General features: G+C 65.8%; 14 protein-coding genes. 8 read left to right on the top strand and 6 right to left on the bottom strand.

Annotated features, from left to right (window positions below; all coding sequences use genetic code 11):
- Positions 1-850, top strand: an 850-nt coding sequence (locus VIR09_RS04385) for a sodium:calcium antiporter (RefSeq protein WP_332011766.1), incomplete at its 5' end; no start/stop codon positions are given.
- 112 nt (positions 851-962) lie between these two features.
- Here VIR09_RS04385 and VIR09_RS04390 read toward each other — a convergent pair.
- Entirely contained in the window at positions 963-1,262 is a 300-nt protein-coding gene (locus tag VIR09_RS04390; protein ID WP_332011767.1) for a hypothetical protein, read from the bottom strand.
- A 28-nt stretch (positions 1,263-1,290) separates the two neighbouring features.
- On the opposite strand from VIR09_RS04390, the gene VIR09_RS04395 reads away from it, so the two are divergent.
- From VIR09_RS04395 to VIR09_RS04410, 4 genes are all read left to right on the top strand, one after another.
- Positions 1,291-1,635 (top strand): hypothetical protein, encoded by a 345-nt coding sequence (locus tag VIR09_RS04395; protein ID WP_332011768.1) that lies wholly within the window; start codon positions 1,291-1,293, stop codon positions 1,633-1,635.
- 426 nt (positions 1,636-2,061) lie between these two features.
- On the top strand, positions 2,062-4,857 hold the full coding sequence (gene mgtA, locus VIR09_RS04400) for a magnesium-translocating P-type ATPase (protein ID WP_332011769.1): 2,796 nt from the start codon (positions 2,062-2,064) through the stop codon (positions 4,855-4,857).
- Positions 4,858-4,909: 52 nt separating this feature from the next.
- On the top strand, positions 4,910-6,013 hold the full coding sequence (locus VIR09_RS04405) for a porin (protein ID WP_332011770.1): 1,104 nt from the start codon (positions 4,910-4,912) through the stop codon (positions 6,011-6,013).
- A gap of 87 nt (positions 6,014-6,100) precedes the next feature.
- Positions 6,101-6,976 (top strand): cytochrome c oxidase assembly protein, encoded by an 876-nt coding sequence (locus VIR09_RS04410; RefSeq protein ID WP_332011771.1) that lies wholly within the window; start codon positions 6,101-6,103, stop codon positions 6,974-6,976.
- Between the two features lie 24 nt (positions 6,977-7,000).
- Here VIR09_RS04410 and galU read toward each other — a convergent pair whose 3' ends face one another.
- A complete protein-coding gene (gene galU, locus VIR09_RS04415) occupies positions 7,001-7,852 on the bottom strand; it encodes a UTP--glucose-1-phosphate uridylyltransferase GalU (protein ID WP_332011772.1) in 852 nt (283 codons plus the stop codon).
- A gap of 57 nt (positions 7,853-7,909) precedes the next feature.
- On the opposite strand from galU, the gene VIR09_RS04420 reads away from it, so the two are divergent.
- Positions 7,910-9,436, top strand: a complete 1,527-nt coding sequence (locus tag VIR09_RS04420; RefSeq protein ID WP_332011773.1) for a M48 family metalloprotease — start codon at positions 7,910-7,912, stop codon at positions 9,434-9,436.
- A 29-nt stretch (positions 9,437-9,465) separates the two neighbouring features.
- Here VIR09_RS04420 and VIR09_RS04425 read toward each other — a convergent pair whose 3' ends face one another.
- The 4 genes from VIR09_RS04425 to VIR09_RS04440 all read right to left on the bottom strand — a co-directional run bounded on the left by VIR09_RS04425 (position 9,466) and on the right by VIR09_RS04440 (position 12,262).
- Positions 9,466-10,566, bottom strand: coding sequence for a YheT family hydrolase (locus tag VIR09_RS04425; protein ID WP_332011774.1), 1,101 nt, complete (start codon positions 10,564-10,566; stop codon positions 9,466-9,468).
- Between the two features lie 17 nt (positions 10,567-10,583).
- Positions 10,584-11,006, bottom strand: coding sequence for a YybH family protein (locus VIR09_RS04430; RefSeq protein WP_042796551.1), 423 nt, complete (start codon positions 11,004-11,006; stop codon positions 10,584-10,586).
- A 36-nt stretch (positions 11,007-11,042) separates the two neighbouring features.
- The gene (locus VIR09_RS04435; protein ID WP_207470415.1) at positions 11,043-11,264 is read right to left on the bottom strand and encodes a zinc-finger domain-containing protein; all 222 of its coding nucleotides are present in this window, start codon (positions 11,262-11,264) and stop codon (positions 11,043-11,045) included.
- 77 nt (positions 11,265-11,341) lie between these two features.
- Positions 11,342-12,262 carry a branched-chain amino acid transaminase gene (locus tag VIR09_RS04440; protein WP_332011775.1) on the bottom strand — a complete coding sequence of 307 codons (921 nt, stop codon included), beginning with the start codon at positions 12,260-12,262 and terminating at the stop codon, positions 11,342-11,344.
- A gap of 196 nt (positions 12,263-12,458) precedes the next feature.
- On the opposite strand from VIR09_RS04440, the gene VIR09_RS04445 reads away from it, so the two are divergent.
- Both VIR09_RS04445 and VIR09_RS04450 read left to right on the top strand, forming a co-directional pair.
- Positions 12,459-13,208, top strand: a complete 750-nt coding sequence (locus VIR09_RS04445; protein ID WP_332011776.1) for an AzlC family ABC transporter permease — start codon at positions 12,459-12,461, stop codon at positions 13,206-13,208.
- The gene (locus VIR09_RS04450; protein ID WP_332011777.1) at positions 13,205-13,540 is read left to right on the top strand and encodes an AzlD domain-containing protein; all 336 of its coding nucleotides are present in this window, start codon (positions 13,205-13,207) and stop codon (positions 13,538-13,540) included. The genes VIR09_RS04445 and VIR09_RS04450 overlap by 4 nt, the downstream gene beginning before the upstream one ends.
- Positions 13,541-13,739 lie beyond the last annotated feature (199 nt).

The following is a 13,739-nucleotide window of genomic DNA, read 5'->3' on the forward strand; positions in this document are numbered from 1 at the left end:
AAGCGCGGTCACTTTCATGGCCGTCGTGTTCGGCGACACCCCTGAACAGAAAGACATCGGCGTCGGCGCAGCCATGGGCGGCCCGCTGGTGCTGGCGACCCTGGCATACGCCGTGGTGGGCATCGCGCTGTGGCGCGCCCGCCGTGGAGGCCAGCCGGAAAAAGCCAACTGTATCAACGCGGACCAGCGCCGGCTGGCCCGCGACCAGGCCTGGTTCATGGGCATCTTCATTTTCAAGGTGGGCTTGGGCCTGCTGGCCTTTGCCTGGAAGCCCTGGCTGGGCATTCTGTTCCTGGCCACCTACGGCCTCTACGTCAAGCGTGAGCTCAGTCGCGACGAAGCGAGCCTGGATGCCGAAGAACTGGAGCCGCTGAAGCTGCGTCCGCGCGACGAAGACCCCGCCATGTCCTGGGCAGTCGCCCAGACGATCCTGGCTCTGGTGGTCATCGCCGGCGCATCGCACGTGTTCGTGAACCAGATCGAACTGCTGGGCGTGGCCATGGGCGCATCGCCCCACGTCGCCGCCTTGTTGCTGGCGCCGGTGGCGACCGAGCTGCCGGAAATCATGAATGCGCTGATCTGGGTACGCCAGGGCAAGGAACGGCTGGCGCTGGCCAACATCTCGGGCGCCATGATGATCCAGGCGACCATACCCAGCGCGCTGGGCATCTTCATGACGCCGTGGCTGCTGGACGCGCCCTTGCTGGCGGCCGGCCTGTTCACCATGTTGTCCATCGGTCTCCTGTGGCTGCGTTTCCGCCGCTCAGCCATGAGCGTGCCTGCCCTGTCCGCGGTGGGTGGGCTGTACGCCGTATTCGCCGCCTATCTGGGCTGGCATTTCTACGTCTGACGGCGCTTTGTGCGAGGGGGCTTTTGCCTCCTCGCCGGCTTTTGCCACATTCCTCCCCATTCCGTGGCAAAAACCTTGTCCATAAGTGGAAACCCGCGTAAAATCCTGCCTGTTATCCATCCCAGGAGCAGTCTTCGTGAATACCGATTCCGGCGAAAGTAGTCGATCTTGCATCGACGTCGCTGTTTAACAGGTCCACGCAGAACTCCGTCTGCCGCAGCCTGTTGAACAGGTTGCGGTCGTATCCCAAGCCCCAGATTAAAGCCGGGGCAATCGCGCAAGCCAGCGGCTTGCCGGGATCCTTCCCAACGTAAACCGCCAGAACCGCCGCTAGCCGCAGCGTCAGCGTTCGCGCACGTTTTTCGTGCCTGTCCGCCGAGCGCCGCGCGGGTGCGCGCGTATTCGCGATCACGCTCCCCATTCTTGCAATGGAGGTCGTTATGCGTTTCTTCGACTTGTTCCTACGCCGCGCCGGCGTGGACCGCGCCACCGCCCTGGGCCGCCGCCGCGGCACTTCGCGCCTGACGGTCATCTGTCCGCGCGACGAGCTGGGCGCCTTGCGCAAGCAGATCTGCCTGGACTTCAGCGCCGCCGGCCTGGATGTCTCGCAAGTGCAGATCGACCAGGGCCGGGATCCTGGCATGGCATCGGCCTGCATCACCGTCAATTGCCCGCCGGAGCTGCGCGGCGAACTGATGTCGCAGGCGCGCCGCCTGAGCGCCAATCCCGCCGTGCGCCACGTGCATTTCGGCGCGCAAGCCACCGCGCAAGCCGCGCTGGCCTGACGCCCGCCCGATTCATTCCACAGGAGAGATCATGCCTAGTGCCTTAGACCCCGAGCCTCGATTGCGCCCAGTGCGCGGCGCCGGCATGCCTGTCTGACCTGTCTACTCGCTGCGAGCCGACAGGCAGGATAGTCATCCTGGCCCGTACGGAGTCCGCAGCCAAGAATCCCCGGCCTGGCCCACGTCTTGTGCGCCCTTGCCGCCGGTACCGATTCCTCCGCTAGCTTCCCCTTCCGTTTTCCGCACCCGGCGCACTTCGATGCGATCCGGACACCGGCAACATTGCTCCGGTGCCTGCGCACGCCTGTACGTGGCGGCTTGATGGCTTTCTGCGCGAAAGCCGCGGCCCGCTGCTGCCTGCGCGCGGGCGCGGCGGGCAGGGTCGTCCGTGTCTCCGACAACGATACGTACAACCGGAGCACTCCGATGTTCAAGTTCCTCAAGTCCTTCTTTACGTCCGCGGCTGGCCTGCGGCAAACCGCAAGGCACTTCCGCCGCTCGCCCATGCCCGAACAAGGCGCAGCGGCCGCCGCCTCTTCCGATACCGCGCGCCAAGCCAACCGCCAGATGCTGGACCTGTCGCGCATGGACTTCGGCGCCGTGTTCGCCCTGTTCGGCAGCAGCCGCGGCGGGCTGTCGGAAGCCCAGGCCCAGACCGCGCGCGAGCGCTACGGCGCCAATGAGGTCGACCATGAAAAGCCGCTCTCCTGGTATGCCCATCTCTGGCTGTCGTACCGCAATCCGTTCAACCTGCTGCTGACCGCGCTGGCGGCGCTGTCCTGGCTCACCGACGTGCACATGGCCGTCCCGGACGACCAGTCCTGGACGGCGGTGTTCATCATTGGCGCCATGGTGCTTATCTCAACCGTGTTGCGCTTTGCGCAGGAGCAGCGCTCCAACCGCGCCGCCGAGGCGCTCAAGGCCATGGTGCAGAACACCGCCACCGTGCTGCGCAGCGATCCCGCCACCCAGGCCGAAGGCGACGCCCGCCGCTTCTTTGGCGTCACGCTGCATGTCAGCGGCTCGCGCCAGGTGGAGGTGCCGCTGGCGGAACTGGTGCCGGGGGACGTGGTGCTCCTGTCCGCTGGCGACATGATTCCCGCCGACTGCCGCATCCTGGGCGCCAAGGACCTGTTCATCGCGCAGGCTGCGTTGACGGGCGAATCCCTGCCCGTCGAAAAGTACGCCACGCAGCGCAGCGAGACCGCCAACGCGCTGGAACTTGAGAACATGGCGTTCATGGGCACCAACGTGGTCAGCGGCTCCGGCAGCGCACTGGTGGTGGCCACCGGCTCGCGCAGCTACTTCGGCCAACTGGCCGGGCGCGTCACGCAGACCAGCCGGGCCCCGACCCAATTCCAGCAAGGCATCAACCGGGTGAGCTGGGTGCTGATCCGCTTCATGCTGGTCATGGCGCCCATCGTCATGCTGATCAACGGCTTCACCAAGGGCGACTGGATGGAGGCGTTGCTGTTCGCGTTGGCCATCGCCGTGGGCCTGACCCCCGAAATGCTGCCCATGATCGTCACGGCCACGCTGGCCAAGGGGGCGGTGCGCATGTCGCGCCGCAAGGTGGTGGTCAAGCGGCTGGATGCCATCCAGAACCTGGGCGCGATGAATGTGCTCTGCACCGACAAGACCGGCACGCTGACCCAGGACCGCATCGTGCTGGAACGCCACACGGATGTGTACGGCGCCAGCAGCGACGACGTGCTGGCCTACGCCTATCTCAACAGCTACTACCAGACGGGTCTGAAGAACCTGCTGGACGTGGCGGTGCTGCAGCACGCCGAGGTTGAACGCAAGCTCGATCTGGCGGCGAAGTACCGCAAGGTCGACGAGATTCCCTTCGACTTTTCCCGGCGCCGCATGTCGGTGGTGGTGAACGAGACCGAAAACGGCCGCGAACACCACGAATTGATCTGCAAGGGCGCGCTGGAGGAAATGCTGTCGGCCTGCACCCGCCTGCGCGTGGGCCACGAAGAGCATCTGCTGACCGATGCCCGCCGGGCCGACATCCGCCGCGTGACGGCGGACCTGAACCGCGACGGGCTGCGCGTCATCGCGGTAGGCGTCAAGGAAATGCCGCCCACCCAGCAAACCTATGGCGTGGCCGACGAGTCCGACCTGGTGCTGGTCGGGTACATGGCCTTCCTGGATCCCCCCAAGGAATCCACTGCCCCCGCGCTCAAGGCGCTCAGGAACTCCGGCATCGAAGTGAAGGTGCTGACGGGCGACGTCGAGCTGGTGACCCAGAAGGTCTGCCGCGAGGTCGACTTCGAGGTGCGCAAGGTCTACCTGGGAGCCGAAATCGAGGCGATGGACGAGGCGCAACTGGCCGCGGCCGTGCGCGAGGCCAATGTGTTCGCGCGCCTGACGCCGGCCCACAAGGAACGCATCGTGCACAGCCTGCGGGCCCAGGGCAACACCGTGGGCTTCATGGGCGACGGCATCAACGATGCGCCGGCCTTGCGGGCGGCGGACGTGGGCATTTCGGTGGATTCGGCGGTCGATATTTCGAAAGAGGCGGCCGACATCATCCTGCTGGAAAAGAGCCTGATGGTGCTGGAGGACGGTGTCATCGAAGGCCGCAAGACCTTCTGCAACATGCTCAAGTACCTGAAGATGACGGCCAGCTCGAATTTCGGCAATGTCTTCTCGGTCCTGGTGGCCAGCGCCTTTCTGCCGTTCCTGCCGATGCTGCCCATCCATTTGTTGGTGCAGAACTTGATGTACGACATTTCCCAGACGGCGATTCCGTTCGACAATGTCGACGAAGAACTGCTGAAGCAGCCCCAGCAGTGGGACCCAGATGGCCTGGGCCGCTTCATGGTGTTTTTCGGTCCTATCAGTTCCATATTCGACATCGCTACCTATGCGCTCATGTGGTACGTATTCCAGGCCAATGCACCGGAACACCAGACCCTGTTCCAGTCGGGCTGGTTCGTCGAAGGCCTGCTGTCGCAGACGCTCATCGTCCACATGATCCGCACGCGCAAGATCCCGTTCCTGCAAAGTCGCGCCGCCTGGCCGCTGATGGGAATGACCTTGATGGTGGTGGCGATGGGACTGCTGCTGCCGTTCTCGCCGCTGGCCGAATACCTCCAGCTGCAGCCGCTGCCGTGGAGCTACTTCCCCTGGTTGGTGGGCATCCTGTTGGCGTATTGCACGCTGACGCAGCTGTTGAAGGGAATCTGGGTCCGCCGTTACGGTTGGCAATGAGTCGTTGAGGCCCGCGGCGGGCGCATGCCCGCCGCGCAATCAGGAGAAACGCATGAGAATTGCTACTTTTGCCGCGCTGATGGCGGCCGGCCTGGTTCTTCCCCTGGCGGCGCGTGGCGCCGATACCGCGCAGGGGCTGTCGTTGTACGGTGTGGTGGACGCGGGCGTGGCCGTTACCAACGTGTCGGGGCAGGGCAGCCATAGCGGACTGCTCAACGGCGGCCTGACCGACTCGCTGTGGGGCATGACGGGGGCGGAAGACATGGGCGGCGGCTGGAACGCCCGCTTCCAGCTGGAAAGCGGATTCGATCCCTCATCGGGCAAGCGTGCCGACGACGACCGCCTCTTCAACTACGCCGCCTGGGTGGGCCTGGCTCATGACAGCTATGGCGATTTGCGGCTGGGCCGCCAGCACACCATAGGCCAGGTCTACGGCAACTCCCTGGAAATCGCATCCTGGAAGGAAATGGGCATGGGCGCCACCTTCAAGGCGTCCGACAACTATCAGTTCAGTAACCTGGTCAATTACTACACGCCGGTCTGGCAGGGCTTTCAGGCCGGCATCGGCTATTCCTTCGACGCCGACGACCGCAACCGTTTCCGCACTGCCAACAACAACCGTGCGCTCAGCCTGGGGCTGAAGTATGAGGACGGCCCCTTGCTGGCGGTCGCCACCTGGGACCAGCTACGCCTGGCCGAAGCCCCGCCGGGCAGCAATGGACGGCCGCAAGCGGTACAGCTGGGCGCTTCCTACGACTTCGAGGTGCTGAAGCTGTCCCTGGCCTGGTCGCGCCAGCGCAACGGCGATGTCGGGCTGGACGGCGGCGATCCCGACGGGCTGGGCATGGGCTTGGGACCCGCCGCCTTCGTGCGAGGTGGTACGGTCAACGCCTGGCTGGTCGGCGCCAGCGTGCCGGTGGGGCCAGGCACCGTGCTGCTGCAGTGGTCCCTGGCGCGGCCGGACTGGCATTGGGACAATGGCATGACGGCGCGCAATGCGCAGGTGATGACTCTGGGCTATACCTACGGCCTGTCCCCGCGCACCACGCTCTATGCCTTTGCCGGCTATGCGTCGAACTACACGCTGGACGACCAGTTCGATCCCGCCCATTCCCACACCACGCGCGTGGGCACGGGCATTTCGCACCATTTCTGAGCGCCGGGGCAGGACGGCCCGGGGTCAACTACAATCGGCGGGTGCGGCGCATGGCGCCCGTCCTCGTACAGCCCCGACGTTTTCCGGATGGTTTGCATGGATAGTCTCGAATGGCTCATACCCTGGGAGTTCTCTCCCACGCTGGTGGCCTCCTTCCTGGTGGCCATCGCGCTGTTCGTGCGCGGCCAAAAAGTCCATCACGTGACCGCCGCCCGCCGCATCCTGTTCTGGACCGGCATGGTGCTGCTTTACCTGTCCATGCATACCCGGCTGGATTACTACGCCGAGCGCATGTTCTTCATCCACCGCATCCAGCATCTGGTGCTGCACCACCTGGGGCCGCTGCTGGTCATGGCCGCGTTCCCGGGGCAGGTGATGCGAGCGGGGCTGCCCATGAGCTGGCGCATCCGCCTGCGTGACTTCCTGCGCACCGGCGCCGGGCGCGCCACGGTGACGCTGCTGACCCACAAGATCTTCGTGCCGGCGCTCTTCGTCTTCCTGGTGATCGTCTGGCTGATCCCGTCGGTGCAGTTCTATTCCATGCTGGACTGGCGCCTGTATCGCCTGATGAACTGGTCGGTGGTGATCAGCGGCTTCATGTACTGGAACCTGATCCTGGACCGCAGGCCCGCGCCGCCCGCGGCCATGACGCCGGGCGGCCGGGTCATTTCGCCCGTGCTGACGATGCTGCCGCAGATGGTGGCGGGGGCCATCATCGCCTTCACCGAAAGCGATATCTACCCGTTGTTCGAGCTATGCGGCCGGGCCATCGCCATGTCGGCCCAGACCGATCAGACCATAGGCGGCCTGACCATGTGGATTCCGGCAGCGCTGGTCGAGGTGATCGGCCTGATGGTGGCTCTGGGAACCTTGATGCGCCTGTCGGCGAAGGGACGCCTGCGCAAGGCTGACCGCGATGCCCAGGCACGGGCCAGGGCCAAGGCCCGCGCGGTGTCCGCCTAGGGGCGGGCCACCGCAGGCTTGCGGCTATTCCGGCAGCAGGCCATGGTACTTCTTGCCCAGCGCCACGGTGGCCTGGAACATGCCGGCTTTGCTGCCGCAGTCGTAGCGCACGCCTTCATAGCGGTGTGCGTATACCGCCCGCTCGCGCATCATCGAGGCGATGCCGTCGGTCAGTTGGATCTCGTTGCCGGCGCCCATCTTGGTCGAGCGCAGGTGGTCGAATATCGCCGCTTCCAGCACATAGCGGCCCACCACGGCAAGCGTCGACGGCGCGGCTTCGGGATCCGGCTTTTCCACGATATGGGTGACGCGTTCGGTGCGGCCGTCGGCGCTGGCGTCTCCCTGGCGGGTGGCCACGATGCCGTACTTTCGGGTATCGGCGCGCGGCACGTCCTGCACACCCAGCACGCTGGCGTTTTGCCCAACGGCCACGTCGATCAGCTGTTTCAGCGCCGGTTGGTCGGAGTCGATGAGATCGTCGGCGAGCAACACGGCAAACGGTTCGTCGCCCACGGCGGGCGCGGCGGACAGCACTGCGTGTCCCAGCCCCAGCGGGGCCGATTGGCGGATATAGAGGCAATTCACATGCGCGGGTAGAATGCCCCGCACCATGGCCAGAAGCTCATGCTTGCCCTTGCTTTCCAGGTCCGATTCAAGTTCCGGCGCGGAGTCGAAGTGGTCTTCGATGGCGCGCTTATTGCGCCCGGTCACGAAAATAAGATCCGTGATGCCGGCTGCCACGGCTTCTTCCACCGCATATTGGATCAGCGGCTTGTCGACCACGGGCAGCATTTCCTTGGGCATCGCCTTGGTGGCGGGCAGGAAGCGCGTACCCATGCCCGCGACAGGGAAAACAGCTTTACGGACAGGACGCATTGAAACCTCGTTGGGGCTATCGATGAAACATTTTAAGCGCATCGCTATCATAGGCTTATGAACCGCAGGAAAATGCCATCCATTTGCTCGATTGCGAAACGGGGTGCAATCGTCGGGCTGTCCGTCGCCCTGGCCATGCCCGCCCTCCCCATGACTGCCTGGGCGCAGCCTGTCGGCCTACCCTCCATGGGGGCGGCTTCAGCGGCCGAACTGTCCCCCATGCTGGAGCGTAGCCTGGGCGAGGCCATCATGGCTCAGGGGCGGCGCGACCCGACCTACGTGGACGACTCCGAGCTCAGCCAGTACCTCACCACGATGGGGCGCAAGCTGGCGGCGTTCGCGCCCGGCGCGGTCCCCGAGGTCGAGATGTTCGGCGTGCGCGACCCTGAGATCAACGCCTTCGCCATGCCGGGGGGCTTCATCGGCGTCAACACCGGCTTGATCGTGGCTTCCGCCAGCGAGTCCGAGCTGGCCGCGGTGCTGGCGCACGAAATCGGCCACGTCGTGCAGCGCCACATCGCCCGCGGCATGACCCAGCAGAATCAGAACGGCATGGTGATGCTGGCCAGTCTCGCCGGGGCGTTGTTGGCGGCCCTGGCTGGGGGCGGAGGCAATCTGGCCATGGGCGTGGCGGCTTTCGGCCAGGCCGCGGCCATCAACCGCCAACTGGGCTTTTCCCGCGATGCGGAACGCGAGGCCGACCGGGCCGGGCTGCAGATGCTGACCAAGGCGGGCTACGACGCCGAAGGCATGGCACAGATGTTCGGGCGCCTGATGAACGCTTCGCGCCTGAATGAGGGCGCCGGCGGCGGCTCATGGGCCAGCACCCACCCGCTCTCCATCGAACGCATGTCGGACGTGCAGAATCGGGTGCGCAACCAGTCTCCCGTGACGCGTCACGTGGACAGCGACGACTTCTGGTACGTGCGCGCCAAGATGCGCGTGGTGCAGGGCCGCGACGCGGTCAGCCTGCGCACCGCTGGCCAGCAGTTGCAGGACGAGGCCCAGGCGCTGTCCGGCGTGCGCAAGTCGGCCGCCTACTACGGCCTGGCGCTGCAGGCATTCCAGCGCAACAACCTGGCGGAAGCCGAGCGCAACTGGGACCTGGCATCGGCTGAAGGCCGCAGCTCGGCCCAACTGGCCAAACTCAGCGTGGATATCGCGCTGGCGCGCAAGGAGTACCCCCGGGCGCTGGAACTGGCCCAGGCCGGCACCAGGCGCTGGCCGGGCCACCGGGCCCTGGGCATCGCCTACGCCCAGGCGCTGCAAAGCGTCGGCCGCCACGCGGACGCGCAGGAGTACCTGCGGGCCAAGATCAAGCAGTGGGGCAGCGACGAGCCCAGCCTGTACCAGATGCTGGCGCAGAGCGAAGACCGCAACGGCAAGCCGGTGGCTGCGCGTCGCGACCAGGCGCGCTACTACGTCATGACCGGCGCCTACGCCGCCGCGGAATCGCAGCTGCAGCAGGCGCGCAACATGTCCACCGATTTCTACGAGCAGTCGCAGATCGATGTGCAGATCAAGGAAGTCAAGGACAAACTGGCCGAAGAGCGCCAGTTGCTGGAACGCTTCAAGTCGGGCTGAGCGCCGGGCCAGCAGGGCGCCAGCGCGCCCTACTGGCCGGTTTCGAAGAAGCGTCCCAGCCGCTGCGGCAGCCAGTTCAGATGGGCCGGGAAGCTGCCCGTCGGAAAACCGGCATGGCCGCCGTCCGTGGGCTGGTGCAGCAGGATGGCGGGCGAGCAATCCTCGGGCGTGGGCAGCGAGGCCGCCGGCACGAACGGATCGTTGCGCGCGTTGAGCACCAGCGTCGGCACGGATATCTTCGGCAGCCAGGGCTTGCTGGACGCGCGCGTCCAGTAATCCAGCGCATTGCGGAAACCATGCATGGGCGCGGTGTAGGTGTCGTCGAATTCGCGCAGGTCATGCGCATGGGCGATGCGCATGACGTCCACGGCGCCGGGATAGCGATGCGCCTTCTCCAGCACCTTGTGCTTGAGCGTCTTCAGGAAATGGGCGGTGTAGACCCGGCGGTTGAACATGCCGGTGGACAGCGTCTTGCCGCAAGCCACCAGGTCCAGCGGCACGGAGACGCCCGCGCAGGCCGTCAGCCAGCCGGTATCTTCCTGGTGTTCGCCCAGGTACTTGAGCAGGGCGTTGCCGCCCAGCGATACGCCGACCGCATGCCAGCGCGCATGCGGGATGCGCTGGCGCACGGTTTCCAGCATGAAGCCGACCTCGGCCGAATCGCCGGAGTAGTAGGCGCGGGCCAGGCGGTTGGGCACGCCCGAGCAACCGCGGAAATGTGCGATCACCACGATCCAGCCGCGCGCGCGGAAATGATGCGCGATGGATTGCGCATAGCGGCTGTTGCTGCCGCCTTCCAGGCCGTGGAACAGGATCAGGGCGGGGGTGTCGGGCGTATGCGGCAGGGACTTCCAGTCCGCGTCCGTCATCCACCTGGCCGCGGCGGTCTTGCCATTGGCGACCGGACGCTGGCCGCTGACGGGCGCGCCATCGGCGGACTTGTGCGGGAACAGGCCCGGGCCGGTCCAGTCGAATTCGACGAAATCGGTATCGGGCGTGTCCACCCGTTCACGCACGAACGCGATGCGGTGATACTGCGCGAACAGGGCGGCGTAAACCGTCTGGCTGTCGCCTCCGGGCAACCAGGAGGGGACGGGGCAGGGCGTGGTATCAAGACGAGCAGCGGCCAACTAAAAATCCACCCGATTCAATGCAGCATGTCGGGTACGTCGTGCAAGTCGAGCACCCCGGCTTCCGTGGGCGCCGGCGAGGCATGGTGCATGACCATGCGCCAGCCGGTGGGCCCCTTGTGGTAGATGTTGGTGGCATAGCAATTGGCGAATTGCGTGCCTTCCCGCGTCTGCACCGCCACCTGTTCCACCAGCACGTGCACCGCGCACATCATGCTCAGCATGACCAGCGGGCGCAAAGGTCGCACGTGCAGGGGGCCGTTGGCCAGCACCTGCTGCCAGGAGTCGTGCACCGCCGAGTGGCCGACGATGCGCAGGCCTCCCGGGTGGATGCAGACGACTTCCTCGTCGTCCGCCCACACTTGCATCAGGCGAACGACGTCGGCCTGCTCGAGGGCTTCGTAGAACGCGTGCTCTGCTTCTTCGGGCGTGGCGAACATGGCGGCGGAAACGGGTGACGTTGTGGAGCGGGTGAGTCAGTGCCCGTGGCCGTGCAGGACGGTGCCGGGCTTCAGACGGTATTCGGCGCCGCAATAGGCGCAGCTGGCCGAGCCGCTGCGGGCCACGTCCAGGAACACGCGCGGGTGCATGCTCCAGAGCGGCGCCTTGGGGCCCGGACAGAACACGGGCAGGTCGTCGGCGCCGACCTCGATGACTTCGTGGGAGTGGGGGACGGCGGCCGGAGCAGCTGCGGTCATGGATATTCCTGAAAAAAAACCGGTAAACGGCAGGTTGGGGCAATGATGCGGCCTGGTCATGGACCGGGCCGCGCGAATCAGACTTTACTCAGCCAGTGATGGTACTTCGGGTTGCGGCCATTCACCACGTCAAAAAATGCTTTCTGCAGCTTCTCCGTGATCGGGCCGCGCTGGCCGGTGCCGATCTGGCGGTTGTCCACTTCACGGATGGGCGTTACTTCGGCGGCCGTGCCGGTGAAGAACGCTTCGTCGGCGATGTAGACGTCGTCGCGCGTCAGGCGCTTGGTCGCCACGCGCAGGCCCAGGTCGGCGGCCAGCGCATGGATGGTGGAGCGGGTGATGCCGGTCAGGGCAGAGGCGATCTCCGGCTCGCAGAGCACGCCGTCCTTGACGATGAAAAGGTTCTCGCCCGAGCCCTCGGCCACGAAGCCGTCGGTGTCCAGCAGCAGGGCTTCGTCGTAGCCGTCCTGCAGGGCCTCGGTATTGGCCAGGATCGAGTTGGCGTAGGTGGTGGCTACCTTGGCGCGCGGCATGGTGACGTTCACATGCTGGCGCGCGAACGACGACACCTTGACGCGGATGCCCGCGGACAGGGCTTCTTCGCCCAGGTAGGCGCCCCAGGGCCAGGCGGCGATGGCCACGTGCACCCGGGCGCCCTTGGGCGACACGCCCATTTTTTCGGGGCCGTAGAACACCAAGGGGCGCAGGTAGCCGGCTTCCAGCTGGTTTTCGCGTACGACCGTCCGCTGCGCCTGGTTGATCGTATCGCGATCAAAAGGCATGGGGATCTGGTAGATGTGCGCCGAATTGAACAGGCGGTTGGTATGGTCTTCGAGGCGGAAGATGGCCGTGCCGATCTCGGAGCGGTAGGCGCGCACGCCCTCGAATACCGACAGGCCATAGTGCAGGGAGTGCGTCAGGACGTGCGTGGTCGCGTCTCGCCACGGTACGAGCTTGCCGTCATACCAGATGAAGCCGTCGCGGTCTGCCATCGACATGGTCTACTCCCAAGAGCCCAAGAATCTCGAGGCCCATATTGTATCAAGCAGCGAGGTTACAATACGCGCCTATTCGCGCCCCGGCGCGGCGCCGCCAGGCCCGCGCGTAGTGATCCCGGCGGGCGAACGGGTTGTCGTGCGTTCCTTTTCCTTAGAGTTTCCATGTCGTCCTGTCCGAATCGCCAGGGGCCTGCCGTTGTCCTCTGAATCCGCGCTTCCTGAAACCGAAGACCCCGTTGCGGTCCGCCAGGAACGCGTCACCGCCTTCCGCGCTGGCGTCCACGCCATCGTGCCCGCCCTGATCGCCACCGCCACCTGGGGGCTCGTCACCGGGGTGGCCATGGTCAAGTCCGGCTTGACGGAGACCATGGCGCTGGCCATGACCCTGCTGCTGTACGCCGGTTCCGCCCAATTGACTTCCCTGCCGCTCATCGCCACCGGCGCGCCGCTCTGGCTGATCTTCGCGGCCGGCTGCGTCGTCAACCTGCGCTTCCTCATTTTCGGCGCGGCGCTGCATCCGTATTTCCGCCACCTGTCCTGGCCCAAGCGGCTGGGACTGGGCTATTTCACGACCGACATGGGTTTCGTGCTGTTCATGCCGCGCTATGGCGATGCGGCCGTGCGCGGCACGCGCGAACAGCTCTGGTTCTTCCTGGGTGCCATCGCACCGGGCTGGTTCGTCTGGCAGACATCCTCCATCGTCGGCATCTACCTGGGCACCATGGTGCCCACGGGCTGGTCGCTGGACTTCGCCGCGGTGCTGGCGCTGCTGGCCATTACGGTGCCGCTGGCCAATACCAAGCCCATGCTGATTTCCATGTTGGCCGCCGGCGTGGTCGCCTGGACCGGGCAGGTCCTGCCGTTGCGCTTGGGCCTGGCGGCGGCCGTCGTGGCGGGCGTGGCCGCAGGCATCTGGGCGGAACGCTACTTCAAGGCCCGCGCATGACCTTCTGGCCGGCTGAAATCTACGTCTATTCCGCCATCCTGCTGCTGGCGCTGTGCAGCGTGCTGACGCGCGCCGGCTTCATGCTGTTCGGCGACTACATCCCCTTGCCGGAAGGCGTGCGCCGGGCCTTGCGCTACGCGCCCGCCGCCGCCCTGACCGCCATCATCGTGCCGGATCTGCTGCCCTGGAAGGCCGGCCTGGGGCCGGTATTTGACTACAAGCTGGTCGCCGGCGTGGTTGCCATTCTGGTTTTCCTGCGCACGCGCAGCGCGGTGCTGGTCATTATCGTGGGCATGCTGGCCCTGTGGGGTCTGCGCTGGCTGGCCGGCTGACGGTTCTTGCTGAAAGCGTCCACCTGGTGGACGCTGCTGGTATGCCCGGCGGGCGCTTCCTGGCGGCCGCCGGAAGGCGTTTGCAATGCCTTTCGAACGCAAGCCGAACCGTGTGGTAATGCGGCTGCGCTAAAATCATGTTATCCACAGCAATCCGGGCCTGGTACTGCCCTCATAAGTATCGAATCCAGAATGCGCC

This window comes from Achromobacter sp. (assembly GCF_036567245.1).
Classification (GTDB): domain Bacteria; phylum Pseudomonadota; class Gammaproteobacteria; order Burkholderiales; family Burkholderiaceae_B; genus Achromobacter.

Bases quoted from the DNA above. Each gene is read 5' to 3' on its own strand.
- VIR09_RS04395 (WP_332011768.1), top strand. From the start codon at position 1,291: ATGCGTTTCTTCGACTTGTTCCTACGCCGCGCCGGCGTGGACCGCGCC.
- mgtA (WP_332011769.1), top strand. From the start codon at position 2,062: ATGTTCAAGTTCCTCAAGTCCTTCTTTACGTCCGCGGCTGGCCTGCGG.
- VIR09_RS04405 (WP_332011770.1), top strand. From the start codon at position 4,910: ATGAGAATTGCTACTTTTGCCGCGCTGATGGCGGCCGGCCTGGTTCTT.
- VIR09_RS04410 (WP_332011771.1), top strand. From the start codon at position 6,101: ATGGTTTGCATGGATAGTCTCGAATGGCTCATACCCTGGGAGTTCTCT.
- galU (WP_332011772.1), bottom strand. From the start codon at position 7,852: ATGCGTCCTGTCCGTAAAGCTGTTTTCCCTGTCGCGGGCATGGGTACG.
- VIR09_RS04420 (WP_332011773.1), top strand. From the start codon at position 7,910: ATGAACCGCAGGAAAATGCCATCCATTTGCTCGATTGCGAAACGGGGT.
- VIR09_RS04430 (WP_042796551.1), bottom strand. From the start codon at position 11,006: ATGTTCGCCACGCCCGAAGAAGCAGAGCACGCGTTCTACGAAGCCCTC.
- VIR09_RS04435 (WP_207470415.1), bottom strand. From the start codon at position 11,264: ATGACCGCAGCTGCTCCGGCCGCCGTCCCCCACTCCCACGAAGTCATC.
- VIR09_RS04440 (WP_332011775.1), bottom strand. From the start codon at position 12,262: ATGTCGATGGCAGACCGCGACGGCTTCATCTGGTATGACGGCAAGCTC.
- VIR09_RS04450 (WP_332011777.1), top strand. From the start codon at position 13,205: ATGACCTTCTGGCCGGCTGAAATCTACGTCTATTCCGCCATCCTGCTG.